Annotated in this window: 27 protein-coding genes; 3 read left to right on the top strand and 24 right to left on the bottom strand. The window is 63.2% G+C overall.

The window, feature by feature from the left end:
* Positions 1-264 precede the first annotated feature (264 nt).
* Together ACWGRX_RS21845 and ACWGRX_RS21840 are read left to right on the top strand one after the other, a co-directional pair.
* A complete protein-coding gene (locus ACWGRX_RS21845; protein WP_452119263.1) occupies positions 265-1,092 on the top strand; it encodes a polysaccharide pyruvyl transferase family protein in 828 nt (275 codons plus the stop codon).
* Positions 1,085-2,194, top strand: a complete 1,110-nt coding sequence (locus ACWGRX_RS21840; protein ID WP_452119262.1) for a hypothetical protein — start codon at positions 1,085-1,087, stop codon at positions 2,192-2,194. The genes ACWGRX_RS21845 and ACWGRX_RS21840 overlap by 8 nt, the downstream gene beginning before the upstream one ends.
* A 251-nt stretch (positions 2,195-2,445) precedes the next feature.
* Here ACWGRX_RS21840 and ACWGRX_RS21835 read toward each other — a convergent pair whose 3' ends face one another.
* The 4 genes from ACWGRX_RS21835 to ACWGRX_RS21820 form a co-directional block, all read right to left on the bottom strand.
* Positions 2,446-2,985, bottom strand: a complete 540-nt coding sequence (locus ACWGRX_RS21835; protein ID WP_452119261.1) for a hypothetical protein — start codon at positions 2,983-2,985, stop codon at positions 2,446-2,448.
* 26 nt (positions 2,986-3,011) lie between these two features.
* A complete protein-coding gene (locus ACWGRX_RS21830; RefSeq protein ID WP_452119260.1) occupies positions 3,012-3,443 on the bottom strand; it encodes a hypothetical protein in 432 nt (143 codons plus the stop codon).
* 459 nt (positions 3,444-3,902) lie between these two features.
* On the bottom strand, positions 3,903-4,271 hold the full coding sequence (locus tag ACWGRX_RS21825; RefSeq protein ID WP_452119259.1) for a ubiquitination-like system serine protease family protein: 369 nt from the start codon (positions 4,269-4,271) through the stop codon (positions 3,903-3,905).
* Positions 4,271-4,936 carry an N-acetylmuramoyl-L-alanine amidase gene (locus tag ACWGRX_RS21820; protein ID WP_452119258.1) on the bottom strand — a complete coding sequence of 222 codons (666 nt, stop codon included), beginning with the start codon at positions 4,934-4,936 and terminating at the stop codon, positions 4,271-4,273. Before ACWGRX_RS21820 ends, ACWGRX_RS21825 begins: the two co-directional genes overlap by 1 nt.
* Positions 4,937-5,392: 456 nt before the next feature.
* On the opposite strand from ACWGRX_RS21820, the gene ACWGRX_RS21815 reads away from it, so the two are divergent.
* Entirely contained in the window at positions 5,393-5,662 is a 270-nt protein-coding gene (locus ACWGRX_RS21815) for a hypothetical protein (protein WP_452119257.1), read from the top strand.
* Between the two features lie 4 nt (positions 5,663-5,666).
* Here ACWGRX_RS21815 and ACWGRX_RS21810 read toward each other — a convergent pair whose 3' ends face one another.
* The 20 genes from ACWGRX_RS21810 to ACWGRX_RS21715 form a co-directional block, all read right to left on the bottom strand.
* Positions 5,667-8,609: a hypothetical protein gene (locus ACWGRX_RS21810; protein WP_452119256.1), complete on the bottom strand. Its 2,943-nt coding sequence runs from the start codon at positions 8,607-8,609 to the stop codon at positions 5,667-5,669.
* A gap of 35 nt (positions 8,610-8,644) precedes the next feature.
* Complete coding sequence (locus tag ACWGRX_RS21805; RefSeq protein ID WP_452119255.1) at positions 8,645-9,322, bottom strand: hypothetical protein; 678 nt, start codon at positions 9,320-9,322, stop codon at positions 8,645-8,647.
* 11 nt (positions 9,323-9,333) lie between these two features.
* Positions 9,334-11,424 (bottom strand): phage tail protein, encoded by a 2,091-nt coding sequence (locus ACWGRX_RS21800; protein WP_452119254.1) that lies wholly within the window; start codon positions 11,422-11,424, stop codon positions 9,334-9,336.
* Positions 11,424-11,816, bottom strand: a complete 393-nt coding sequence (locus tag ACWGRX_RS21795) for a DUF6950 family protein (protein WP_452119253.1) — start codon at positions 11,814-11,816, stop codon at positions 11,424-11,426. The genes ACWGRX_RS21800 and ACWGRX_RS21795 overlap by 1 nt, the downstream gene beginning before the upstream one ends.
* 50 nt (positions 11,817-11,866) lie before the next feature.
* Positions 11,867-12,151: a hypothetical protein gene (locus ACWGRX_RS21790; protein WP_452119252.1), complete on the bottom strand. Its 285-nt coding sequence runs from the start codon at positions 12,149-12,151 to the stop codon at positions 11,867-11,869.
* Positions 12,152-12,166: 15 nt separating this feature from the next.
* Positions 12,167-12,730: a hypothetical protein gene (locus ACWGRX_RS21785; protein ID WP_452119251.1), complete on the bottom strand. Its 564-nt coding sequence runs from the start codon at positions 12,728-12,730 to the stop codon at positions 12,167-12,169.
* The gene (locus ACWGRX_RS21780; RefSeq protein WP_452119250.1) at positions 12,727-14,574 is read right to left on the bottom strand and encodes a coiled-coil domain-containing protein; all 1,848 of its coding nucleotides are present in this window, start codon (positions 14,572-14,574) and stop codon (positions 12,727-12,729) included. The genes ACWGRX_RS21785 and ACWGRX_RS21780 overlap by 4 nt, the downstream gene beginning before the upstream one ends.
* 18 nt (positions 14,575-14,592) lie before the next feature.
* Positions 14,593-14,760 (bottom strand): hypothetical protein, encoded by a 168-nt coding sequence (locus ACWGRX_RS21775; protein ID WP_452119249.1) that lies wholly within the window; start codon positions 14,758-14,760, stop codon positions 14,593-14,595.
* Complete coding sequence (locus ACWGRX_RS21770; protein ID WP_452119248.1) at positions 14,760-15,233, bottom strand: gene transfer agent family protein; 474 nt, start codon at positions 15,231-15,233, stop codon at positions 14,760-14,762. Before ACWGRX_RS21770 ends, ACWGRX_RS21775 begins: the two co-directional genes overlap by 1 nt.
* A complete protein-coding gene (locus tag ACWGRX_RS21765) occupies positions 15,164-15,628 on the bottom strand; it encodes a phage tail tube protein (protein ID WP_452119247.1) in 465 nt (154 codons plus the stop codon). The genes ACWGRX_RS21770 and ACWGRX_RS21765 overlap by 70 nt, the downstream gene beginning before the upstream one ends.
* A 39-nt stretch (positions 15,629-15,667) precedes the next feature.
* A complete protein-coding gene (locus ACWGRX_RS21760; RefSeq protein ID WP_452119246.1) occupies positions 15,668-16,066 on the bottom strand; it encodes a DUF3168 domain-containing protein in 399 nt (132 codons plus the stop codon).
* Positions 16,059-16,499, bottom strand: coding sequence for an HK97-gp10 family putative phage morphogenesis protein (locus ACWGRX_RS21755; protein WP_452119245.1), 441 nt, complete (start codon positions 16,497-16,499; stop codon positions 16,059-16,061). Before ACWGRX_RS21755 ends, ACWGRX_RS21760 begins: the two co-directional genes overlap by 8 nt.
* A gap of 78 nt (positions 16,500-16,577) precedes the next feature.
* Positions 16,578-16,808 carry a hypothetical protein gene (locus ACWGRX_RS21750; protein WP_452119244.1) on the bottom strand — a complete coding sequence of 77 codons (231 nt, stop codon included), beginning with the start codon at positions 16,806-16,808 and terminating at the stop codon, positions 16,578-16,580.
* Positions 16,805-17,161 (bottom strand): phage head completion protein, encoded by a 357-nt coding sequence (locus tag ACWGRX_RS21745; protein ID WP_452119297.1) that lies wholly within the window; start codon positions 17,159-17,161, stop codon positions 16,805-16,807. The genes ACWGRX_RS21750 and ACWGRX_RS21745 overlap by 4 nt, the downstream gene beginning before the upstream one ends.
* Entirely contained in the window at positions 17,161-17,730 is a 570-nt protein-coding gene (locus ACWGRX_RS21740; RefSeq protein ID WP_452119243.1) for a head-tail connector protein, read from the bottom strand. The genes ACWGRX_RS21745 and ACWGRX_RS21740 overlap by 1 nt, the downstream gene beginning before the upstream one ends.
* Positions 17,730-19,037 (bottom strand): collagen-like domain-containing protein, encoded by a 1,308-nt coding sequence (locus tag ACWGRX_RS21735; protein ID WP_452119242.1) that lies wholly within the window; start codon positions 19,035-19,037, stop codon positions 17,730-17,732. Before ACWGRX_RS21735 ends, ACWGRX_RS21740 begins: the two co-directional genes overlap by 1 nt.
* Entirely contained in the window at positions 18,967-20,349 is a 1,383-nt protein-coding gene (locus tag ACWGRX_RS21730; protein WP_452119241.1) for a phage portal protein, read from the bottom strand. The genes ACWGRX_RS21735 and ACWGRX_RS21730 overlap by 71 nt, the downstream gene beginning before the upstream one ends.
* 2 nt (positions 20,350-20,351) lie before the next feature.
* Positions 20,352-20,588, bottom strand: coding sequence for a hypothetical protein (locus ACWGRX_RS21725; protein ID WP_452119240.1), 237 nt, complete (start codon positions 20,586-20,588; stop codon positions 20,352-20,354).
* A 65-nt stretch (positions 20,589-20,653) separates the two neighbouring features.
* Entirely contained in the window at positions 20,654-22,594 is a 1,941-nt protein-coding gene (locus tag ACWGRX_RS21720; protein WP_452119239.1) for a phage major capsid protein, read from the bottom strand.
* Between the two features lie 16 nt (positions 22,595-22,610).
* Positions 22,611-24,311 (bottom strand): terminase large subunit, encoded by a 1,701-nt coding sequence (locus tag ACWGRX_RS21715; protein ID WP_452119238.1) that lies wholly within the window; start codon positions 24,309-24,311, stop codon positions 22,611-22,613.
* Positions 24,312-24,321: the final 10 nt, after the last annotated feature.

The following is a 24,321-nucleotide window of genomic DNA, read 5'->3' as shown; positions in this document are numbered from 1 at the left end:
CGAAGCATGGATGGCAGCAACACATGCAGCGCTTGGATGTCTGCCGGGTTCGCTCTGAGGTCTACGTTGAAGAGAAGGGGAGGCTTACGGCCTGGGCCCGACCTTTGGGTATTGCCACAGTCAATATGTGAGGCCGGTACCGGCAGCCAGCTCCGGCCCCAATGAACTTGCTGACTGCACCCGTTTAGCCGATAAGTGTGGCGAGATCCCCGCACGGCCTTTAGAGGCTGAATCGCATTCACGGTCCTAATAGGTCTATAAAGCATGGCTAAGTATCTGAACCTTCATCGCCTAAAAACAGAAAATATTGGCGATCTTATGTGCGCGCCTGTGCTGTATTTTCCTGAACTGAAGGATTCTGCTCGGGCCGAGATCAGGGGGTTCCACAGAGAGGAAGGCTACACGACGGAAGAACGTAAGTCCTGGCTCGACCAAGTTCAGTCGTCTGAAAATATTATTGTAGGGGGAGGCGGTCTTTTAGAGATCGACTATTTCAGAGATTCAGTCAAGGCGATTTTTTCGCAGAAAAACCCTAAAGCTAAGACAATATTCTGGGGTGGGGGTCATAACAATTGGATTATATCTGATTGGCGCCGTCTCAAGCAAGTAATCAATTTAAAAGACATGCCGTTCGATCTTGTTGGTGTGCGGGATGCCGGTCACCCTTACGATTGGGTTCCGTGCGTTACATGCATGCACGAAGTGTTTGATAAAAAATTCGACACCAGCCGAGAAGTGGTCGTTTATGCTCATTCTGCGACCCTGGCAAATGAAAATTTCAGGAAAACACTACCAACAGGCTTGCCTATTTTGACAAATAATAAGCCGTTCGATGAGGTCATAGCATTTCTCGGTAGCGCAGAGCTCATTTTGACTGACAGCTATCACGGCCTCTATTGGGGCACCCTGCTTGGCAAGAGAGTTGTTGCTTTCCCGACCTCATCAAAATTCTATGATGTAATGCATCCGGCTCCCCTGTGCGCTCCGTCTGATTGGAGGCGCTTTGCGCCTCTTGCAAAGACGTATCCAGGCGCTCTGGCTGAGTGCCGGGAGGCTAACAGGAGCTTCCTGCAGAAGGTCTTGAATGTTTAATCGAATCCTGGCGGTTGGATTCTGGCTTCTGTTGCTTGCGGGCGCGAGCCGCGCGCTCGCAAGCGATACCAAGATAAATTTGATCTTCTCGATTGAGCAGTCGTTCCCGAACAGCCCCGTCCAGAACATGGATTTTCAATCCCTGGAGCGAACGTTCTCGGATGTTTCGTCACTGAGGAAGCATTGGAACGTCTATGCGCTGTTTGGTTGTTCACAGCGAGATAAGGACAAGCTTTATCACGCACTATCGATATCGAAGAGGGTGGATGTCCCGTTCTTTCTCGATGTTTGGACCACTGATACAAAATTCCAGCCGAACGCTATAAATGATGCGGCCTCATCGCCTTATAGTAAGCAATACGGAGAGTGCATGGATATTGCCTCTCTACGTATTCTGAAGGTGGCTTTTGGCGCTCATTTTGCTGGAATACGACTCCACGAGGTTTCGGCGTCAAATTTGTCTGTGCAAATTTATCTGAACGGGGAGGATTGGTTCCCTCGCAAATCCTGGATGTATCCGAAGGATGGGTACTATTCTAGAAGCAGACTAGAGAAGTATTTTCTATTTGCCTATCAGGAAAACATGATTCTGTCATTCAGCGATCCTTATTGGATCGCCGGAGGTAATTATTATCTTAGGAAGCCGTTTGTAAAACAAACGCAGATTGAAGACGATCTTTATTATTTTTTAAAAAAGTACCCCGGCGTTCTTGTTCCTTTTTATGCTAATAACGAGCCTCTCAAGCAAGGCAGCGATCCGTTGATGAATCGAATATCAGATTGGTCAAAAGTAATCCCATCTAGAATAATCGATTCGAAAATTGGGTTCGGCTTGTCAGACCAGGCTTGGCTGTGCGATCGAGTGCGGGTTCCTGAAGATAAATGTGACCCAAAGTACCTAGCATATTGGTCAGAGAGCGCCATTTATTCTGGAGCTAAATGGATACAATTTGAACCTTACTGGTATTTCTTTAAGTACCCCCGTCCCGGGAAAGCGTATAGTTCATTTACAGATGTGAGCGGAACCGGCGGGTTCACCGAAAATGCCACGGTGATCATTCGCCGGATGGAATCCGCGCTGGGCCGTAATCTAAATCGTTGAGGGTCGGGTGCTGCCGGCAGGCCAACGCCCCCGCTGTGAGGTCGGGGCGCTCAAGAGCGCTTGTCAGAGGAAGTGCTGAACGACAAGGTGGCGCGGGTCTCAGCCACCACATCCGCATGATTGTCGTCGGTTGGCAGGATCAGAAACGGAAAGCGCCCGGCCCCGCGCAAGCGAGACCGGGCCAGTCAAGGAGGATACGCCCAAGGAGGGCAGCACCATTTCGGAGGGGCTAACGGGCTCCCCAGCTTTGGTTACGGCGGCCGTCGAACGGCAAGCTCGCGGGTGAGCAGCTCCATCGACTTCAACCGCTCGTCGTGGCGCGCCATCGTCGCGTCGAAGCCTTGGGCCTGCTCGATGAAGCGGGCGTGCTGGCCGGCGAGTTGCTCGACCAGCCCGAGCTTCACCCGATCCGCAGCGATGTCGCGCTGCAGCTGCTGCTGCGCCGTGTTGAGCGCAGTGATGGCGTCGCCCTGGCCGCGCACCGAAAGGCTCACCTGTGCGAGCTGCGACGCGAGATCGAGCCGAACCGTTGCGATCTGCGAGTTGAGGAGAAACATCATGCCGCCGAGCAAGATCGCGGTGACGCCGACAGCCGTCCCCAACATGCCGACGATCTGGGGCAGCGAGAGCCGCGCGGCCTTATGCGCGGCGCGATCCTCTTCCGCCTTTTCCAACCACTCGCGCCGGAAGCTGCGCAGATCGCCGCCAAGGTTGTCAACACCGACGCCAAGCAGTTTGAGATCCGTCTCGACCTTTCCGAGCCGCCGATCGTAGTCATGCGGGTCCGTCATAGGCAGGCTCCGGCCGGGAGGAGTGATCAGGGCTTCACAGCGTCGATGAACTTGCCGGCGGCCTGCAGCACGCCGGCCTTGGCCTCGACCTTTTCCGGTAGAGCCGTGTCGTCGAGCCTGAAGGCCTTCAGCGCATCGGCCGCGGCGCCGGCGAGATAGGTGACCGCGCGGCGCATATCGCCGGTTGCCAGGTAGATGCCCGCGGCATTGGTCAGCGCGGTCTGGAATGTGTCCCGATGGTGCGCCTCGATGTCGAGCTTCAGCCGGGCGACGATGAACCGGCCGAGCCAGCCGGCGAGCCCCAGCACGACCAGGATAGCGAGCTCGGTCAGCAGCGGCCGGAAGATCGTGAGCAGGCCTTCATCAGCAGCGGCGGTCTGCGCCTCGGCCGAGACGGCGAGCAGAATGACGACGACGCAGGCGAGCGCCAGCGCGCCCAGATAGGCGAACAGCTTCATGATGATCTCCATGGGGAGGTTGGTTAACGCAGGCTTGACGCAGCGATGCTGCGCGATCAGCCTCAATGCGGGGCGGAGGTGCGTGGAATGTTGCGGGGCGTAACGACTTCAGACGTTTGGGGCGCCTGGATCAGGGCAGCGATCGTGGTGGGGCTGGGGACTTTGATCGCCTTACCGCTGCTGTGAGACCACGACAGCGAACACCGCGCATCCCTGTACCCGTGGGGGGCAGGGAAAATGACGCTAAAGAAGCGCTCGGCGGCCTCTTATCTGAGGCGCGCAACACTATGGGAATTGATTGCCAAGAAGCGATCGGAGCGGAAGGCAGCCGTTTCGGTGGCTGCTGGGCAGGAAAAAGAGCCTCTTAAACCATGTGACGAAGCGGTACGTGCCGACCTCGACAGCAGATTGCGCCCGCCTGGAAATCCTGGGTAGCTCAGCAGCCAACCGCCGGCGGGATCAGTCTTCGTCGAACGGCTTCAGCGGGACGGTCTGGCCTGCGAGCGAATGCGTGCAGTCGTTCAGGAACTGGATCTGGCCGTCGCGAACGAAGGAGTGGCAGACGGAGCATTTGAAACCGTCATCGGCTTCGTCCGGGTTCTCCTTGGCCCAGGTGCACCAACACGGCCCATTCTCATGGCCGGGTACATAGTGCCCGGTGCGGACGAGCACCGACGGCGTGAAGGTTGGCCGGTCATAGTCGCCGTTAAAGCCCCACACCGGCCGCCCCTGGCCGTCGACGCGGACCTGGTGCATCTCCTTGCAGCCAGGACACATGAACCCGACAAGCCCGCCGGCCATGATTCTGAGAACGCCGCGCGCGCCCATCAGATCAGCCTTCCGAGGTCGTCCTTGCGAACGTCGAAGCTGGGACAAGCCTTGCTGCTGTACTGATTATGGCCGGTGACCTTGCGGATCGCCGGGTAGCGCTGGATCAGCGCGCGGCAGAGTTCGAGCAGCGCGGTCTTCTGTGCGGGCGTGCGGGTGTCCTTCGGCGTCTTCCCATCGGCCCCGACGCCGCCGACATAGACGACGCCCAGCGTGCCGGAGTTGTGGCCGGCTACATGCGAGCCGACCTGCGATTCCGGCCGGCCTGGCGCGATCGTGCCGTCGAGCAGCACCACCCAGTGATAGCCGATGTCCCGCCAGCCCTGGCCGATATGCCAGCCGCGGATGGTGTTGACGGACACAGGGCGCCCTTCTGGCGTCGCCGTGCAGTGCACGATGATCTCCTCGATGCGGCGGGTCGTCGGCTTGGGGAAGGCGGGCAGCTTGACGGCCGGGCCGGTCGGAGCCGGCGGCCTCTTCGCCGGCACGGCCTGCAATGCCGCTATCGTCGCCGCATCCGGCCGCTCGGTCACCCGCAGCCCAGTCCTGAGCTGGAAGGCCTGCAAGGCGGTGCGCGTCTCGCCGCCGAAGTGGCCATCTGCGCCGAAGCGCGGCAGCGGATGGCCGTGCGCGATCAGCGCCCGCTGCAAAGCGGTCGTGTCCATGTGTTGCTCCAATGCAATTGCAGAATGGCTGGCGGCTCGTCAGTCTGACTGCGTGATGAGTAGCGGACACCTTGAGAAGGCCGCCGATACGGCGCCCACGGGCGACCTTTCAGTCCGGTCTCTGATTTTGGTAGTGCTGACCACCGCTCAGCTGGTCTGGCTCGTCCCGTTTCTCTGGTTCCTGAGCCGCCCGGTCTGATCAGGCCCGACCAACAGCAGCGCCCGCCGGGAGGAGGAAGATCGCCCAGAGGCGGCATGAAAGGTTGATCGGGGCAGTCGTCAGGCTGGAGTCCGCTTGCGACCGTCGGCCTGGATCAGCGCGAGGATCTCACACAAAACGATACCGGCTAGGACGCAACCAAGCGACAGGCCACCCTGCAGCCCGAAGGCGCCGGGGATTGCGGTCTAAGAGGGAATCCTCGAAGTTCGGACCGTTCTTTGTGTGGGAGTGGGTACATGCATGACGACGAACCAGTCGGTATTGTTACCGAAGAAATGGAGCATCTTCTAAAGCTAGTCGTAGAAAACGGCGGCGAACTCCTGCGGGTTGACGATCACTTTTGCGCTGGCGGACGAAAGATTACGACACCAGAGGAGATCTGGAAGATAATTCACACCGACTGGGTTGAGGTAGATTACTCGTTTTTCCAGGTGAGGATTATGCTGACGCAGGGTGGCAAAGAATACTATGACGGGCTGAAGACGCGGCCTAGCATCAGCCATTGAATGGTCAGGCGTTGGCCACGACAATGGTGTTCGCATCAGTGACCGTAATCTTCTTGCGAACGCCGGTTTCAGAAAGGAAGATGCAGCCGTTGCTGTTTCCGTTCCGCAGCTCGAAGAACCCATCAGGGCGCATGATCGCTCCGAGCTGCACCTGATCCTCCCCAACTGCGCCAAGCCCGGTCCAGATGCCGGCGCCTACGCTGGTCGGGCTTGCTCCAACCTGGATAGCTCCGAAGACCGCGCCGCGGCGGGACGAGTTTGGCCGCGAAGCGGCGAACGTTCCGCCCGGAACAAGATCGCCGGCACCCGTTCCGACTTGGACGGCGTAATAGGTCGAGAACATACCATCCGCGATCTGATTGCCTGGTGTTCCGGCCTCAAAACCGCCAGCCTGGACAGCATGCCCCGCAAGAAAGCGCGGATTGTTCGGCACGCCGCTAAAACGGCGGCCGTTCCAACGAAGATCCACGTTGAAATTGTCGGGGCCTGCGTTCGAAGGCAGGTTCAGGAACTGCGGCAGATACACGGTGTTCGGGGTTCCAGTAATGTCCACCCTGCGCCCGGTGACCAGAATCGGCGTCCCGCCGCCACCCGTGAACGTATTGAATACGCGGGTGTTCGCGCTGGAGCTCGTGCCGAAAATGGCCCCGGCCATGCCGAAATTCAGGTCGCCATACTCCATCGTGTAGAACGGTGCGCTCTGGATCACCAAGAAAGACGAGCTGTTGGACTTGCCGGAGACGATAGGGATGTCGACGCCGTAAACCGGGCCGGAAGCTAACGTGATGCCATCGCTTTCCTGTTGGGAATCGATGGACACGAAAGGCGTCGCGAAGCCGTCGCCGTACAGTGACGCCAGCTTGACACCCGTCACGTTGCAAAGACTGATTCCAGCCTGACCAGAGAACGTCGCATCCCGAATGAACGCCCGGCAGTGTCCGAGCGAGACCTTGTCAGCACGCGTCAGGCGGATGAACTCGCGGTTGCCCTCTGAAGTGCCGTCTCCGACATCGACGCCTACGATATTGCCGGTCGTGATGCCGAAAGCGCGCTCGGTTTTGTAGGGGGTTAGAGGCAGCGAGGCATCGAGCAGCAGGGTCGGATTGACCTTGAACGCGCAGCCCCGTGTCTTCGTCACATAGATATCGCCGAACGTGATGTTCTGCGTTTTCGCGTTGGCATGGGGGGAGCCGCCGATGCGGACACCGTGGCCGCATTCTTCGAGGTGGAGGTTACCGACCGTCGTATCCTGCACGCCCTCGAACAGGTTCGTGATGTACCGACCCGGCGCCGAGATGAGGCTAGCGTTCGCGCTTCGACGGAGAGCGGTGATGTTGCCGATGTCTGCCGAGATGAACTGCGCGTAGAGCGTGCGAAGATAGCCGTCCGCCTTGATGTCGCCGATCTGCGAGCCTGTCGCCAGGGTCGTGGTCGACGGGTTGATGAGGCTAAGCGGGTAGTCAATATTGGTGGTGTGCATGCGTCGGATGCGCGTGCGCACGCCTGTGGTCAGGAGGCCGTTCAGGTTCTTGTCGTACCCGATGGCCGACGGCGCAGACATGCCGACCGAAACACAGGCGAAGTCGTCGCCGGCCTTCACGAGAGAGGGGAATGTTCCGGTCCCCTGCTGGCTCCCGTCGAAGGTGAGATTCAGCCGGTCGAACGAAACCCGCTCGCCGATAGACAGATAGGCGTCGGCGGGGCCAGCTGAATTGGTAAACGCGATGAGCGCGACGCCCATTTCGCCGTCGAAGTCGCTGGGGACTGTCAACGCCGAAACGGTGTAGATCTTCGGGGCAGCTTTCCATCGCGCTCCGATAGCAGCGGCGGCCAACATCGAGGCCTGCACATTCCCGCCGAGCATCTCAGGCGTTACTGTCGGCTCTGCGATCTCCCAAATGTAGCCGTCAGCATCGACCACCGTCGCGTCGCTCGCCACCGCGACACGGCGGCGACGATGCCCGCCGCCATCGCCGGGCGCCGCGTACCCGAGCACCTCGATTGCATCGACAATGATCGGGACGGAGCCAGCAACCAGGCCGCCCAGAGTTTTGAAGCGAACGGTATCTGGAGCCGCGATCGCGGCCTCCACGACATCAAGCCGGTCGCCGGCGTCGATGCTCTCCACCGCAGCGATTCGCCCCTCAAGAGCCGAGACATCCGGGGCGAAGGCGACGACATCGGTGATGTCGGCCCAGTCAATGACTTCGACATCGTTCTGAACGAGCGTGCCATAGGTCTGGACGTAAGGGCGGACATAACGCGCACCGGCCGGTGCAACGACGTCGACATTGGCGCCGGCGGCGCGGGACACGACTGCACGCACCACCTGCCGACCGGAGCCTGTCGTCAAGCCGAGCAAGTCCTGTGCGATGGTCTGCGGCGTCGCAAGCAGGCGGCCCTTACCCTGACCATACCAGGCGAAAGCGCAGCGGATCGCGTCATTGTCTGGGTCGGGCGAGTTGACCCGGCGCTGAACCGCGAATGTCACAAGATAGCGACGGCCGGGCTCGAGCGCGAAAAGGTGGCGCGGCGCGACGATGTCGTCACCGGTCAGGCGGGCGACCTTGCCGGCTTCGTCATAGCGCAGCAGCCAGTCTGGCAAGGGCGCGATTCCGGCTGCCTCGCCGTCGGCAAGCGAGCGGCCGAACTCCAGCGGAGCGTCTCCGGGACGACGCTGCACCGGCATAGGCAGCGGCAGAGCGAGGATGTCTGCACGACGCGCCGCAGCTTCCGCGGTCAGGCCCGCCTGACGCGCCGCCGCTTCCGCAGAGAGGCCGGCGCCGCGAGCAGCGGCCTCCTGCGCGATCGCCACCTGACGCGCGGCTGTCTCCGCAGAAACCTGCGCAACCGACGCCTTGTCATCGACAAGGTTCGCTTTCGCGATCACCTCGTTCATCTTGGCGCGCGCGTTCGTATCCCCGACGCTGATCGGAGCGATAGCCATGCAGATTCTCCGTGTGGGTAGGGACGGCGAGGCCGTCAGAGACTTTCGATGAAGGTCAGGCTCGGCGAGCCGAAGCGGCCGAGATCGAGATCAAGGTCACCGTCGAACGGATCCTTGAGGACGCAGCGAACGAGCAGGTTGTCGAACCGTCCGGGCTCTCCGGCGAATAGATCGGCGCGCAGTGGCGGCAATATCTTGAGCGTGTAGGCGGAGGCGCCGGAGACCGCATCGGACCAAGGCAACGCATCGGACCAAGGCGAATCCGAGATGAGCTGGTTAAGCACCGGCGGGGTGCTCGGCCCGGAGACAACTTCGCTGACCAGATAGAGCCGGTCGCCGAGCGTCATGTGATGGCCGGCCTCAACGTCGACCCCCGCCACCGTCAAGGCGATCTGTGTTGATCGCAGCGGCGCATCGACTCTCAGCGTGACCGTAGCGGTCTCCAGTCGGCTCCCCGCGGGCTGGTAGAGATCACGGACCGGCAGGAGAATATCCTCGCCGGCGCGGAGGCGTGCGATCAGCGCACGATAGGCTGCAGCTTCTCCCCGGTTGCGGATCCGGATGCCGCCGATCCGGACTTCCCAGAAGCCGCCGTCGCCGAACACACGCTGCGCCCGCCCCGTCGGAGACGTACCCCCCGAGGCGGAAAGATTGCGCAGATGCGCGTCCCAGCTGCGCGCCTTCAGCGCAGCCGGCCATGTCGGAATGGTCATTGACTGGGCCTTCAGCTCACCAAGGCGGTCACAGGCCCCGCAGTGCTCGACACATCACCGAGACCGGAGCGGTTGAGCGCGCGCGCCCAATAATCATAGGAGGCCGCTGGCAGGCTTCCATCGATCATGTCGAAGGATTGGTTCGGGGCGAGGCTCACCGCCGCAATCGCGACCGCCGAACCGAACCCAGCGCCGGCGAAGGCTCGATAGATCCACACTGCGGAGAGGTTTGTGTTGCCGGGCGCGGTCCAGGCCAGCAAGACTTGGCCGGCGCCTCCATTGGCGACGAATCCCGTCGGCGGGCCAGTCAGGACCGTGTCCGCGATTGCAGTGATCGGGCCAACCGCAGACCAGTCGCTCGAGGTGCCGCCGGCGACGAAACGCACCCGAAGGTCATATGACCCGCCATCCGAGAGCAGCGGCGTCACTGCCGATAACCCGTCGCCCGCAAGCGACATGGCGATCCAGTCGCCCATCCCGGTGGCCGAATACTGCGCCTCGGGCGTCACATCGGACCTGGATGAGGCGGCCCATGACAAGCGGATTGAGACGCCGTTGATGGAACTCGACAATGCAGGGCGCTCGATCGTCGCCACAACGGAGCTCGGCGCTGTGATCGCGTTGACCTGGACTATGCTCGCCGGCGTCACGGGCCTTGGCGGCTCCTCGACCGCAGCATTCCAGGTGAACGCGCTCGCAGGCACCGACCTGAAGCCGATATCGCAGCCTGAGACATCGCCGCGCAAGGCGAACGAGGTGAACTCGCAGGGCGCGTTCATGAGCGGCTCGGCGCCGCCCGGGACAGGATCAAAGGTGATATCGACCGCCTTGGCGTCAAGCGCATCTAGCGGCATGAGATCCGTCGCGATCGAGCCCTTCCAGATTGGGTTCTCCTTCGCCATCATGATCTTCTGGAGCCGGGCGGCCTGCGTCCATTCCGGGACCATGACGAGGTCGCGCGTTTCCTCGATCACCCCGATCGCGGCCTGCGATGAGAGATCGTCGCGCGGCGTCAGCTCTGTCGGCTGATAGTAGTTGTCCGGGTCGGTATAGCTGACCTTCAGCCGGTTATAGCTGTCGAGCTTGTCATTGCCCTGGGTCAGCGCCGCGCCGGTGATGTGCCGCGTCGAGATGTTGATCAGCGGGCCAGTCCAGACACTGTTGCGGATCCCGATCTTGCCCGAGGGGCCCTGATAGAGCGTGGCGTCGCAGCTGGCACAGAGCCGGGCCAGCACAGCCTGCGGCTCCTCGTCGAAACCGATCGTGCCCCAGCTGCGATAGCGCCCGACCGGCGTACCGTCCTTGCGCGGCACGTTCTCCGCGCAGTGCGCATGGAAATCGGCGAAGGCTGGCATGTCGATCTGCGCGATGGAGCGACGATAGCCGTTCGGATCGCGCAGATAGTCGAGAATGACGTCGCCGGAATTGTCGCCCCAGAGCCAGGCTGCCGGGTTCTCCGGGTCCATCCAGCCAAGCGAGGGGTCATAGATCTTCTTGCCGCGCACGACGAAGCGTAGAACCGTGTGTGCGCCTTGCGGGAAGACCTTGTTCTGGTGCTTTTCCGGCACCCCCTTGAAGACGACGCAGACATGGGCGATTCCACGCAAGCGATGGTTCGCGGTCCAGACCTCAGGGAAATTTGTGTTGAGCAGGAGGGCCGCGGTCTGGCCTGCCGTGCCGAGATAGCGTTCGAAGAAGATCGCGCCGTTCATCGGAACGGTGGTGACATTGCCTCCGGCCTCGCCGCCGTCCGTGGTCACGCGCTGATCACCGATCCAGTATTCGGCGATGCCGTCGATCTCATGTCCAGCAAGCATGATGCACTGGAACATCATGCCGCCGCGAGCATCCCAGAAGGCGCGCGTGCCGCCGCCCAGCGCCTTGCCGTAGACGAACCGGCGCGGCCCCATCGCCTCGTTGAGCGTCGCCTGCTGACGCTCGCGCTTCGGCTTCTGCTGCGTCAGCGTTTGCGTCGCATAGCTTACTCCGACCAGCGCGCCGGTAATGACGACGCTACCGACCACCGTGGCCGCCGTGGTCGAGGCAGCCAGGGTCGTCGCGCCGACCGAGGTGAGGAGCGCGGTCCCGATCGCAAGAGCCATCAGATTCTCCACGTTTTGAGAGGATCAGCGGCTATGACAGCGACGCCATCTGCTGTTTTCAGCGCCCAGCGCTCTTCGGTGGAGATCGCCATCATCGGACCAGCCGCCGTACCAAGCAGGCCGACATCGCCCACCAGCGGGGCATCGGTCTCGGCAAACCCAGCGCGCGCCATCAGATCAGCGACGAGGAGCGACAAGCCGCCGGCGCGATGGAGCATGCGCCGACACCCAAGTGCGCTCGCGTAACTGCCGCGTCGCGGGGCCGCCGGGTCTCGCCCGGTCTCAGCTGCAACCCAATCGGCAACCCAGAGTGTGCAGTCGCGCGTTCCCCAGATGAAGGGCGTGCGGGCGCCTTCCGCCAGGAAGGCGGTCAGGCGTTCGGAACGGGTCATTGAAATGTCGGTAAGGCTAGAAGCGACAGAACGCGCTTGCTTGCAGATCGTTAGGCGGACGGAGCATCCGCCAATGCCAGATCGATCAGTGCGTGCCAGACAAGATCTATATCGCCAGCATAGCCATGCTCGCGAATAACACGGTCTGACAACATCGCATCAGACGGCTCGCGCATGGCCAAAATGGCAGCTCGCGCCTCCGGTTGGAACGCATGCCATGCGAGATCATGCGGAGCAGTTCCATCTCCCTCATCGGAAGACCGATTCTTCCTGTCAGGTTCGAGGCCAGTGGCGATACAGATCGCCCGCGCAACCCGCTCTATCATGCTGGTCATCATCTAGATCCTCTATCAGCCCGGCCAGTTGATCGTCTTGCCCGGCAGCGACGCGACATACTGGCAGCCGAGGTCGCCGGGAAACCGGGCCTGCTGGTCGGCATCGGTATAGTAGCCATGCGGCGGCTTGCGCCGGCCAGCCCAGAGATTCTCGGCAGTGAGGTCGACAGAATACGTGCCGCCGGCTTCCATCTTGTAGGTCATCACGTCGAGCAGACCGCTCCAGACATGACGCACGGGCCCGCGCAGGCTCCAGTCCTCGTTAAAGAGCTGAAGATAGACCGAGCAATCGCGGCCCTTGACCCTGGCCGACTGCTGGCGCGCCAATGCGATGACGCGCGGATCAACGCCGGATAGCCCGAAGCTGACCTGCTGAGCCGCTGTGCCGATCGGCACCGAAAGGCCTGAGATCGTGGCGAGGCCGGCTGTGCCTTCCCAGATCTGGCCGTCCGAGGTGCGCAGCGGGCCGAACCCGGTCCAGTACCAGCGCGGATCGCCGACGAAATCGAACCAAGCGAGCAGCGCCAGACGCGCGACCGGGCCGGCGACGGCCGGGGCGTCAGGACCGAGGAAGCTCACGTCCCGCCTCGCTGCTGCAGCTTGCCGAGATAGCCAGGCATCTCGGCCTTCAGCGCCGCATTGTTCTCGGACAGGATCGCGCGGAACTGTGCCTCGGACATTTGCGAGCCACGGGCGTCGATCTGATAGGTCGGATTGACCGTGAGACTGCCGCTGCGCCCCGCCGGAATGATCTTGCCCGGCGTCGTCGGCACAAAGGTTTCAGGCCCACGCTCACCGACGCGATAAGGCTGGCCGGCATTGACCGGGCCGCCGGTGGCGCGGCCGAACAGGTTGATGCCACCGAGAAGCCCGCCCGCGCCGCCGCCGATACCCTTCATGCCGAACAGCCCAGCCAGAGGCCCTTCGCCGATGAGCAGGGCCTGCAGAGCAGCCTTCGCCAACGATGCAGCGAGGCGCTTGACCACGTCCTCGGCCTTCTCGCCATTGATGATCAGGTCTTCCAGCGCGTCGACTGCTGCATTGCCGAAGTATTTCTGCGCATCGTTCAGCCCCTGTTGCGCCTGCTGGAGCCGCTCCTTCGAAGCGCGAACCTCTTCGTTCTTGCCGACCTCCTCGGTGAGCTTGGCGATGTATTCCGCCTTCGCTGCCGTTCCGAGCTTTTCAAGGTCGACCTGCGCCTTGGCGATCTCGACCGCCGCCTTGCGCTCGGCATTCGACTTTCCGACGGTCGCGATCTCCGCTTCCATCACGGCGCGCTGGCGAACCAGGCTCTCGATATAGCGATCGAGCCGGTCCTGCGCCTGCTCGTCCTCGGACTTGCCGGAGCTACCGCCTCCACCGCCCTTGGAACCTCCGAACAGCGACGAGGTGTTGGTCCGCTTGCCGCCTCGAACCGTCACCTCCAGCGGCGCGGGCGGGCGCCGCCCGCGGGATGCCTCGCGCTCGAGCTCGTTCAGTTCCTCGATGCGCTTTTGCGCAGCAGCGAGGTCTTTCTCAGCCGTGCCCGTCCGCCGACCTTCGCGAACCGCCCATTCGAGCGATTCTTTCGATGCTTTGTCGACGCCGTTGTTCTGAATGTCCTGGACCGCAGAAACCCGAGCGGCGTAGTCGGACACCATCCCGAGAAGACCACTGGCTTTCGCGATCAGCGTGTCGAGGAAGCCGATGACAGCACCAGCATTCGCCTGGAACATCGTCACCCAGCGATCGACGGCTGAGGCCCACTCCCGCTCGAAATCCTTCGCCTTCTGAATGATGGACGAGTCGATGACGGCGCCGGCAGCCGAAGCGGACGCGGCCTGCCGGTCGATCGCATCGGCGCCCTGTTCGAGGAGCGGAACCCAGTCCTTCGTCAGGCCGAGCGTCTCGGCGATCTTGATCTTGTCGAACTCGGTCGCCGCGTTCTGGACCAGGTTGGCCGCCTGTCCCAGCGCCTCGTTGACCCCGATGACCTCGCCCTTACGGTCCTTGAGCCTGATGTTGTTGTCGGCGAAGAGCTTGCTGAGATCATTCTCGGTCTGGCGGGCCTCGTTCAGCTTTTCGGCAAGGCCCTCGATGCCGCTGCCGAAATCCTTCCCCGCCAGACCGTTCTGGCGGCCGGCAAACTGCAGCTCCTGAAAGCGCTGGAGATCGAGGCCGACCCGCTTGGCGGTGTCACCGATCCGGACAAGCTCCGCATTCGCGGCTGCAAGACCGCGGATCATCTTGTCGACCGTAAACGCGGCTGCGAAGCCCTTCAGCGCACCGGTCAGCGCCGAGGTCGAGATCGACGGATTGACCCTCTTGAATCGGTTCTCGATGTCCTGCGCGGCCTTCTCCGAAACGCGCCCCATGGCTTTCATCTGACGTTCGAGAGCCTGGATATTGGTACCGACGCTGATGACGAGATCGGATGTGGCCATGTTTGGGACCTTGCGATGTTAATGCAGGTAGGTCGGCGCGGCGTCGTAAAGCGCCCGGACGCCGGCTTCGTCGTCATCGTTCGTGATCTTGGCGGCGTCCGGCGAGTTGGCACGAGCCCAGCCATCGGCACAGGCCATGAACTGCCAGAGCGACATCTCGCCGACCTGTTGCGGCGAGAAGCCCATCACGACGCCGAGGCCGTAGAAGTCTCGGAAGTCGAGCTTTCCGTTCGGGCGGGCGGGTCGCTCTCCTCCCCGACCGCCGGCGATTTTCCCACGGGTTCATCCGGCTTGCCGAAGAGCGCGGCGTTGATGATCGCCAGCGCCGGCAGAACGTTTTCGCCCCAGGGCCGGTTGTGGACATAGGTCTTGACCAGGTGAAGCGCCGCGATCGGCTCCATCCCGCCACCAATCAGACCGAGTCGGAGCGTGGCGTGGATGTCCTCGATCTTCCAAACGCCATGCCGCAGGCGTTCGGCGACGACCATGGGACCAGCATCGCAAAGGCGCTGCAGCTCCTCGAGCTGCGCGATCGGCAGGGCGAAGGTGTAATGCCCGTCCGCCCAGTCAAAATCGATCTTACACAGGCTCATGGCAGCGCCGCCACGCTGGCGCGCGCCAGGGCGCCGTCGCCGGTGACGTTGACGGCGTTCTGCCATTTCGAGCCACGCTCGCCGGAGATGCCGAGGCCGAAATGGCCCTTGCCGGAAAAGCGCAGATCCGGAGTGGCGCCGCCGGTGCCACCGCCGACCAGGTGCAGGCGGATGCTGCGCGACTGTCCGTCGGTCGTGACCGCCCAGAGCAGTTCGGAGCTTTCCTTGGCATAGATGCCTTCGAACTCCATGTTCCAGGCGAGCGAAAGGACATCCGTCGCCTGCCAGGCCGGCGCGTCGGGATTGTCGCAATCGGGCACAGTGACGTCGTTGGTGTCCTTCTCAATCGTCAGCGACATCGAATTGAAGCCGCAGAGCTTCGTGAAAACCTCGTCGGGCGAGGCGCCGTCGCCGACGAATACGAGTCCTCTCCCAAACGACAGAACAGTCGGCTGCGCCATGATGGCCTCCGTTGAATGAGCCGGTGATGCGAGATGTGATCAGGCCGCGGCGACGAGCGCGCGGAAAGTCAGGACGGCGTGGCTGGTGAGGCCATCCGGGTCTTTCAGGTATCGCGTGTCCTGATGCGCGATCTCGAGGAACTGCCAGGCGGCCCCGAGGTCGAGCTCGGCCTCGTGCAGTGCGCCGCGGACGGCGCCGGCGATGGTCTTGACCTCGACCTGCCCGATGGCGCGGGACCAGACATGCAGGGTCGCAAAGACCTCCTGCCCGTCATGGCACTGGGCACCATCGTCGACCGTCTGGAACTCGCCGTACTCCAGATAGGGGAAGACGACATCGGCAGGAACGCGGTCGAAGAAGCGCCCCCCGAGGGCCGCAACCTGCACCCGCAGGCGCGCATTGAAGGCGCCCTGAAGCACCAGAGACGGGTCAGCCATTGGACTTTCGAACCGCCTTCTTGATTTCGTGCTCCAGCCCGGCGCGGATCTGCTTCTTGTTGCGCCGCCAGGTCGGATAGAACCAAGGCTTGGCAGGCTGTTTCTTGGTGCCCCACTCCGACGCGGTCGCGTAGTCGAAGCTACTGTCGTAGCCCTCGCGAACCGCTTTCGTCGTGGTCGGGCCGCCCGCCTTCACATAGAACCGATCACCGCGCTTGCCGCGTTCCACTCTGATCGACGCCTTCACATCGCCTTCGTCGACCGGAACGACCTGCTTCATCGCCTCGCTAAGCCCGAGGGCGGCGAGCAGCGCCTCGGTCGCGGCGGCGGCCCGAACGTCCATCGGGATCTTGTCCAGCCGGCGCTGCAGCGCCTTTGCTCCCTTCACCATCGGCGAGAACTCCTGCGGCGCGGGCGCGCTCGGCATGGGCATGGGGAATGAGCTTCGGGCCGCCGGCCTTGTATTCGACGAAGCCGCCCGGGAAGGGACAGGTGAAGTCGCGGAGGAAGGTCACGCGGGGCATTGGGCGGCGCTCTCGGCGCGGATCACGCCAATCTCTAGGCCTCCATCCAGGATGAGAAGCTCCGGCACGGCGCCCGAAGAGAAATACCGCTCCCATGTACCCCGGATGGATTTCATCTGCTCCCGGGTAAGAGCCCGCTCCGAAGTCAGGACAAACCGATCGCCGGGGCGGACGTTGAGCATCTGCAGTTGGCCAAGCTTTTCGATTTCCGTGCTCACGTCGCGCGCCCCTCTTCCAGAAGAAAATCCAGTTCGCGATTGTCAGGCGTCGGCACAATCGAGCGGATCTGGCAGGCCTTGCCGTTGTAGGGCCCGGCGACGAACACAGCGCGGGCCGCCGCGTCGATCGCGGTCGTCGTCGGCGTCCGGCGCACCGTCAGCGTGCCCTGCATCGTGCTTTCCAGCCGGCCAGCCTCAAGCTGCTCGCGGCCGAATTTCGGACGGAAGCCGCCGGAGATCGTGACGATTTCGGTCCATGTCGACGGCAGGGTGTTGCCGTAGCCGTCATCACCGCCGGCGACCCGCCTTTCGAACCGGACGCGGTTACGCGTGCGCTGTCCTGCCCCCTGCATCAGATGCACCAGACACGATAGGGGGACAGCAGGGCCTCGACCGTCGCCGACATCGGCACCTTGCCGATCGAGCCGACGGCCGCACTTTCGGTGAAGCGGTAGAAGTCGCCCACCATGAGCTTGATCGCCTGCAGGATAGGCGTCGGAACCTTGCCGTCCTCGTACCCCGCCTCGTACTGGACGCGGACGTTTTCGGGGCCCGTGCGCAATGCCGGCCAGAAGGTGCCCGGCGCGCGCGCGACGATGCTGCCGTAGGCCGAATACAGCGACGGATCGAGCGTCTGCTCGGCGCCGTCCGGATCGTCGTATTTCACGCTGATGACCGCTAGGACCGGCCCATACTGAAGGTCGATCCAGGTCGGAAACCCGCAGCGCCGAAGCTCCAGCGTCTGCTTGCCGAGTGACCGGCCAAGGCAGCCGGCCGGACCATCAATGTGCGCCGTCGCCGCCTCGACACAGGCCGCGATCTTCCCATCGTCGTGCGTATCGGACGCGTCGATGGCAAGATGGGCCTTGGCGTCCGCAGTCGGCAGAATGACCGGTGGCTCGGTGATGACGACAGTGCGCATCAGGATAGCCTCGACAGGACCGGGTATAGATCGCACGAGACCTGCGAGGCGTCGTCGTTGGTGATGGTGAGGAGGCCTTCGGCATCCACGTCCATCTGTTTGATCTGGACGCCAGCGATGCCGCGCGGCCCTTCCCTGCCCTTTTCACCCGGGTTTCCGCGCTTGCCCTGAGCCGCGATCAGTTGCCAGCCCTCACCGGGGCACGCACCGGGATCATCACGCCGAGCCGCGAAAGATGCGCCGCCAAGGGCGACGACATCGAGCGCCTGATACTCGCTGACTTCCGACCAGGTCCCGCGGATCGTAAACGATCGACCCTCTCGACCGTCAACGCCTGCCTTGGCGAGACATGACCAATCCGCATGCGGCGGCTCTTTGGCCGTGTCGCGGGTAGCTTGATAGGTCGAGCCGCCGTGGATGACGACATCACCCTCGTAGAAGATCCTGTCGGACCATTCGCCTACGACCGGTAACTTGCCGGGCGCGCCTTCCTGCCCATCGATGCCGTCTCGCCCGTCAGCGCCATCGCGGCCATCTTTTCCGTCGACGCCGTCGCGAGGGACCGGCAGTTCCGCTACTGCTCGCTGGACCGCTTCCGCGATGACGGGGGTGATCTCTTCCATCGTGACGGACTGGCCGTCGTTGCCGTCGACCCCATCGCGCCCGTCCCGACCATCGGCACCGTCGCGCCCGCTCTTTGGCGGCGGCAGTTCGGAAACCACCCGCTGGACCATCTCCTCCATGACCGGCATCAGTTCGTGAGCGCTAACGCTCGTGCCATCCCTTCCATCACGACCATCTTTGCCGTCGGCGCCATCCCGGCCGTCCCTGGGCACCGGGAGCGCTGCAACGGCGCGTTGAACGGCCTCTTCGACCGCGGGGGCGAGATCGTCGACCGTGACGCTCGCGCCATCGCGCGGTCGTTCCCAGGTCGACAGCGCGCGCTCAACCTCTGCGCCGATCAGCGGAGCGCAATCCTCGATCGTGATCGAATTGCCGTCGGCCCCGTCTTTGCCGTCTCGACCGTCTGCTCCATCCCTGCCATCTCGGCCAGGCTCTCCGTCCTTCAATGAGGCCAGCCGATCGGCGAGCCGCCGCTCCAGATCAGCCACCGACGAAAGCCGAGCATCGAGCAGCGCGAGACGCGCAGCATGCTCAGCCGCACGAAGTTCGCCTTCCCGCTGGGCCTCTCGCCGGAGCGACGCGATCTCGCGCGCGACGGCATCAGCGGCAGCATCAGTGAAGGAGCGCAGAGACCCGGGCATCGATGTCGCGCGCGAAGTCATCGAAGCTGCGGTCTGCGTCATCGTCGTCCTCGATATCGGGTTCGGCCGCGGGCGCCGGCAGCGCTGGTTTCGTCGGATCGGGCGGCTTCATCTCTGTCCCGTAGCTGAGCGGGACAACCTGTTGCTGAACCCGCGGCATCTTTCCGTGACCGCCCTGGACCTCCGGCAGATCGACCTTTTCCCGGGCCTCATCCGGCGAGTAGATACCGGTGATGACGCCCCGAGCGAGTGCCTCGATCCGGTCCTTGAATGCGCTGCGCATCAGCGCATCGGTGTCGAGCTCGAGATACTCGTCGGGCTGACCCTTGAGGCCGAACAGCAGGCCGAAGGCCTCTTCGATATGGTTCAATGCGAAGCCGAGGCCGGATGCCTTCCACGACGCCATCAGCGCTTCCGTCGAGGCGAATGCCGCGCCGCCGAGACCAAGGACCTGCAGAGGAATTCGGAATGCCAGGGCGATGCTCTGGTCGGTCAGCTTGAGCATGTCGGCCAGGTGGCTGTCCGCCGCCGTCGTCGGAGCTGCCTTGGCCTTGAGGCCTGCGGTGAGAATTGGCGTGCGGCCTGCGTTCTCGCCCATCGTCTGCTCTTCCCAGCGCTCTCTGAGCTGCCGGACCTGATCCGATGTCAGGTTCTGCTCGGTCTCCAGAAGCCACGATGGCCGCGACTGGTTGAGATAGTAGGCGACCTGCTGATTGAGAGCGGCGCCGGCCATCGCGCGCTCGAGCACCGTCGCCAGGATCGGACTCTCGCCCTTCAGAGGGTGTCGCGGCGTATGCAGGCGCACATGCAGAACGTCGCGGGCGGGGATGGGGTTGGACAGGTCGAAGCGCCGCTCAGCGATCTCATTGCCGGACAGTTGATAGAAGATCGAACCGTCTTCAGCGACGAGCGCGCGACCGTGAAGCATGAAGTGGATTTCGGTGATTTCGCGACGGTCGTTCCGAATGCCGAGCGCGAAACCCTCGCCCTTCTCGTACAGCCGGCGCGACAGGTTGAGCAGGAAGTCACTGATCGACTGGTAGTCGTTCGGCTTCTTCATGATGCGGCTCAAAGCCGACGTCGTGACCCGCTTCCGGCCGCCGTTTTCGAGCTTCTGCCAATGGTCACCGGGACACATCGCGACGGTTTGGGCGTAGGCAGAGACGCAAGCCTCGACCATCGCGCCGCCATCGCCGTAGGGCTGGAGCGAATAGCCCGACTGCCACCAGTTCAGGATCGAACCAGCTTTGGCCGAGAGCCAACCATCAGATAGCTGGTATGGGCCCGGGCGATACTCGCCCTCCTTCGAGCGAGTCAGCCACGAAGGCAACACCCGGGCGAGCCAGTTCGCCATAATCAGCGGATCTTAAGCTCGCGATTGCCGTACGTGCCGGCGCGCATGGCATCGAGATCGGCCTGCGACGGGAACGGGTCAGCCGGGGCCGGGATCCCTGATTCATCGTCCGCACGAATTTCGCCTGCGAGCTTATCGTCGATGCGCTTCTGGAGCTCCGCGGCGTCCCAGCCGTTGAACGGCTTCTTGCCCAGAAGTTCCTCGTAGTCCTTGCGCAGCTTTTCCAGATCGTCAGCCATCTCGGCCTCCCAAATTTGGATCGAGGCAGGGCGCGATTGCCCTACCTCCTGTTTCGTCCAGCCCGTCAAGGAGTGGGCGCGGGATAGGCCCAGTCGGCGCCATCGATCCACTGGACCATGCCGCTGCGCCGCATCGCCCAGGTCACATCGAGGAGCATGCGGAGCGCGATGCTCGCCGTCTGGAACATGGAGATGACCGGCGCGGCCACGGCGTTCGGCGTGCCGGCCGTGCCGATCTGCTGCGGGCTGGTATCCTCGGCATGGATCACGGCCTGCTCGCTGACGTCGAACTCCGGCTGATCACCGGCTGCGGTGGCGAAGTCCGCCGCGTCGATCATGATCAGACGGCCGGCCGGCACGTTGACCGAGGAGATCGGCGTGATGCCTGAGTCGGCCAGAAGCTGGCGCATCGAGCCGAGCCGATCATCGGGTCCGGGCACGAAGTTCAGCTTGCGAGCCTCGCGCCGGTTCATCAGCAGGACGAGAGAACGGCCGGCCTTGGCCGTGTCGAACGGGGCAGCCAGCGTATCGATGTCCTCCATGATGGCCTGCCAGCCGCCGGCGGTCGACGCAGTGAGCGCCGAGATTCCGTTGAGCAGGCCGGCCGGGCGCGTGGTCGAACCCGCCGTCGTGTCGATCAGCAGCGTGTCGATCGTGTCCGCCGTGTCGCCGCGGATTTCCTGTCGGAGCAGGTTCTCGATCTGCGGCGTCGAGTACTTCGCGACCTCGCGGGTGAAGTAGCTGATCACCCCCATCTTGTGCGGCGAGAGCGTCGCACTGGTCAGACCGATGCGCCGAACTGGAATCGGCGAACCTTCCGCAACGAACGAACCGCTGATCGACGGGGTCGAGGCACGGGCCGGGATCTTGATCTGCCCTCGGCCGGGACCGAACTGCAGATTGGCACCGAGTGCAGCGAGACGCGGATAGAACGAGATCTCGCGGAGCGTCTCCAGAAAGGCGACGGTCTCGGTCTCGATCAGCTCGGAGGCCCAGCCGCTGACGGTGGTCTTGGCCGGATCGACCGCGGCGCGCACGAAGACATTGGTCTCCTCGTGATCTCCATAACGCTCCTCGAGCACCTTCATCGGGTCGCGCTGTCCGACATAGGCCAGCATCTGCACGACGCCGGCACGAAGGACCATGTCGCCGGCCTTCGGCTGGCGGGCCTTGATGCCCAGGGGCTTGCGCACGACCGGCTTGGCCGGCGGCTTGTCGCTGCCACCGGCGGCGCGCTGGCCCATCGCCTTCTCGGCACGCTGCAGACTCGTCAGGCGCTCTTCGAGCACCTCGATCGTGCCGGAGCGCGTCTCCATCTCGGCGGCGTCATCCGCCTCAACCGCAGCAGCGAGGGCATCGCGCTCGGAAACGAGCTCGGCCTCGGTCTCTTCGATACGCTTGGAAAGGGACTTTTCCATGGGATTGGCCTTCTTTTGCGACGGAAGGCCCGCTCGGGTGCGCTTCTCGCCGGCGTTCGTCTGATCGGCGTTCTTGCCGGGGGTAGACACGCCGCCACGGCCCTCTTCGGCATGCTCGCCAAAGGCCAATCGAAGCGTGGATTCGGAAATGTTCAGCGCGCGAGCCGCTGCCAGCGCGTTGGTGTTGGAGCCGACCGACACGAGCGAAACCTCGTGCAGCTCCTGCTTCTCGATGTCGTAGGTGCTCTTGCCGGGCTGGCCCCACTGCAGGACGCTGAAACCGACGGAGACGGCGCGCAGAATGCCCTGCTCCACCAGCTTCCGAAGCTCGTCGATCCGGGCGCTGGTGCCTTCCGCCGCCAGCACCAGACGACCGACGACCTTGTCCTTCTCGACCCGGACGTCCTCCCACCGCCCGATGGGAAAGCCACCCGAATGGCCGAAGAGAGCAATCGGGTTGCGCAGGAAGTTCGAGAGGTCCCAGCCCTTCGGATTAATCCGCGTGCCGTGGCGGTCGAGGCTGCCGTCAGAGATGACGAAGTCCATCCCCTCGCCGGCCGAGGCCGTCGTGCGGTGCATCGTGGTCATGTCGTGATCCTCTCGGTCAGCCGACGAGCGCGTCGATGTCGACGCTGGCAGCCCCAGCCATCTGCCGGCCCATCGCCATGATCAGCGCGACCGCGGCGTCGATCTTGTTCTCCGCGCGCTCCTTGCGCGGATAGACGTTGTCCTTGGCGTCCTCGCGGGCGACGACGTTGCCCAGCTGCCAAGCAAAGCAGGGATCGCCGTCGTGCTCGATCTTGCCGGCCCGGATCAGCGCCTCGACCTCTTTCATCGGCTCGGACATCGTCAGCACCGTGTGGCGGAACTCCACCACCGGCAGCCCCTCCGCCATCATCTCCGTGACCAGCATGGTCGCCTGCGCCGGGTCGTAGCCGATGCTCTCGATCGTGTAGGTCTTCGAAGCCTCGACCAGATCCTCGAGGATTCGGCCGTGATCGATCATCTCGCCGTCGGTCTGGATCAGGCGCCCTGCCCGCTGCCAGGTGGCGTAGTTGCCGGTCGCCTCGAGCTCGATCGTCTTCTCCGGCAGGTAGAACCGGCCGAACGCGGCGAAGCCTCCGGTCGGCTTGCGAAACAGGAACACCGCCGCAGCGATGTCGACCTTGCTGGCGAGGTCGAGCCCGACCGTGCACGGCTCGCCGGCGAAGTCCGACATCTTGAGCGCCGGGTTCGCGCAGGCCTGCCACTTCGCGATGTTGAAATAGGCGTCCTTCGCGAACACCCATTCATTCAGGTGCTTGGTGCGGAAGGCGCTCTGCTTTCGCGCGTTGTTGATGGCGTCGCGCTGCTGGCTGAGCAGGAAATCGCCTTTGACCGAGACGTCAAAATTCGGGTTCGCCTTGCGCAACGTCTCCGGCTTCGTCCAGTCATCGCCGGGCTGATAGTCGTCGTCCTCCGGCTTTCCGACCGGCCCGTCGATCCCATACATCAGCACGAACATCTCGGGATCGTCCGTGATCCCGTCCAGTATCCGCCGCGCCTCGGTCACCATCTGGTAGCAGGGCCCGGCCACATTCGCGCCGGCAGTGGTGATGACAAGCAGGAGCGGCTGCTCGCGCGCGCCCATGCCGGTGACCATCGTCGAGACCATGTCGTCGGTCTCGTGCTCATGGTACTCGTCGATCAGCGCGCAGTGCGGCGACGAACCGTCGCCCGGCTTGCCGATCAGCGGCTCGAACCGGCTCTCGTTTCCGAGCATGTGCAGGTTCGACGCATTGACCGTCAGACCTACCGCGCTCGCGAGCTGCGGCGATTTCAGTGCCATCAGACGCGCCGGTCTGAAGATCTCCCAAGCCTGTTTCTCGGTGGTGGCGCCGGAGTACACCTCGGCGCCGTGCTCGCCGTCGATCGTCAGCATGTAGAGGCCGATCGCCGCCGCCCATGCAGACTTGCCGTTCTTCCTCGGCTCCAGGATCAGAGCCTTGCGAAACCGGCGATACCCGTCGCTCTTCCTCAGCCACCCGAACAGCGCCGCGGTCTTGAAGACCTGCCACGGCGAAAGAATGAGCCGCTCGCCTTTCGCCGCCCACTTGCCTTTCGTGTGTGGCATGAGCTCCACAAAGGCGCAGGCTTTCGCAGCCGCGGCAGCATCGAAGCGATACGGATAGGCCTTCCCCTTCGATGCGACGAGATCGTCTAGGTGACGCTGGCAGGCCAGCCGCACCCAGCGGCAGGCCGGTATTTTCCCGGCGACGACATCGCGAGCGTATCGCTCCGCGATGCCCGCGAAGTTCTTAGCCACCAGCCGCCAT

This window comes from Allobosea sp. NPDC055594, assembly GCF_053618995.1.
Note: the sequence above shows the minus strand (reverse complement) of the source record. Positions and strands in the feature narration are given on the sequence as shown.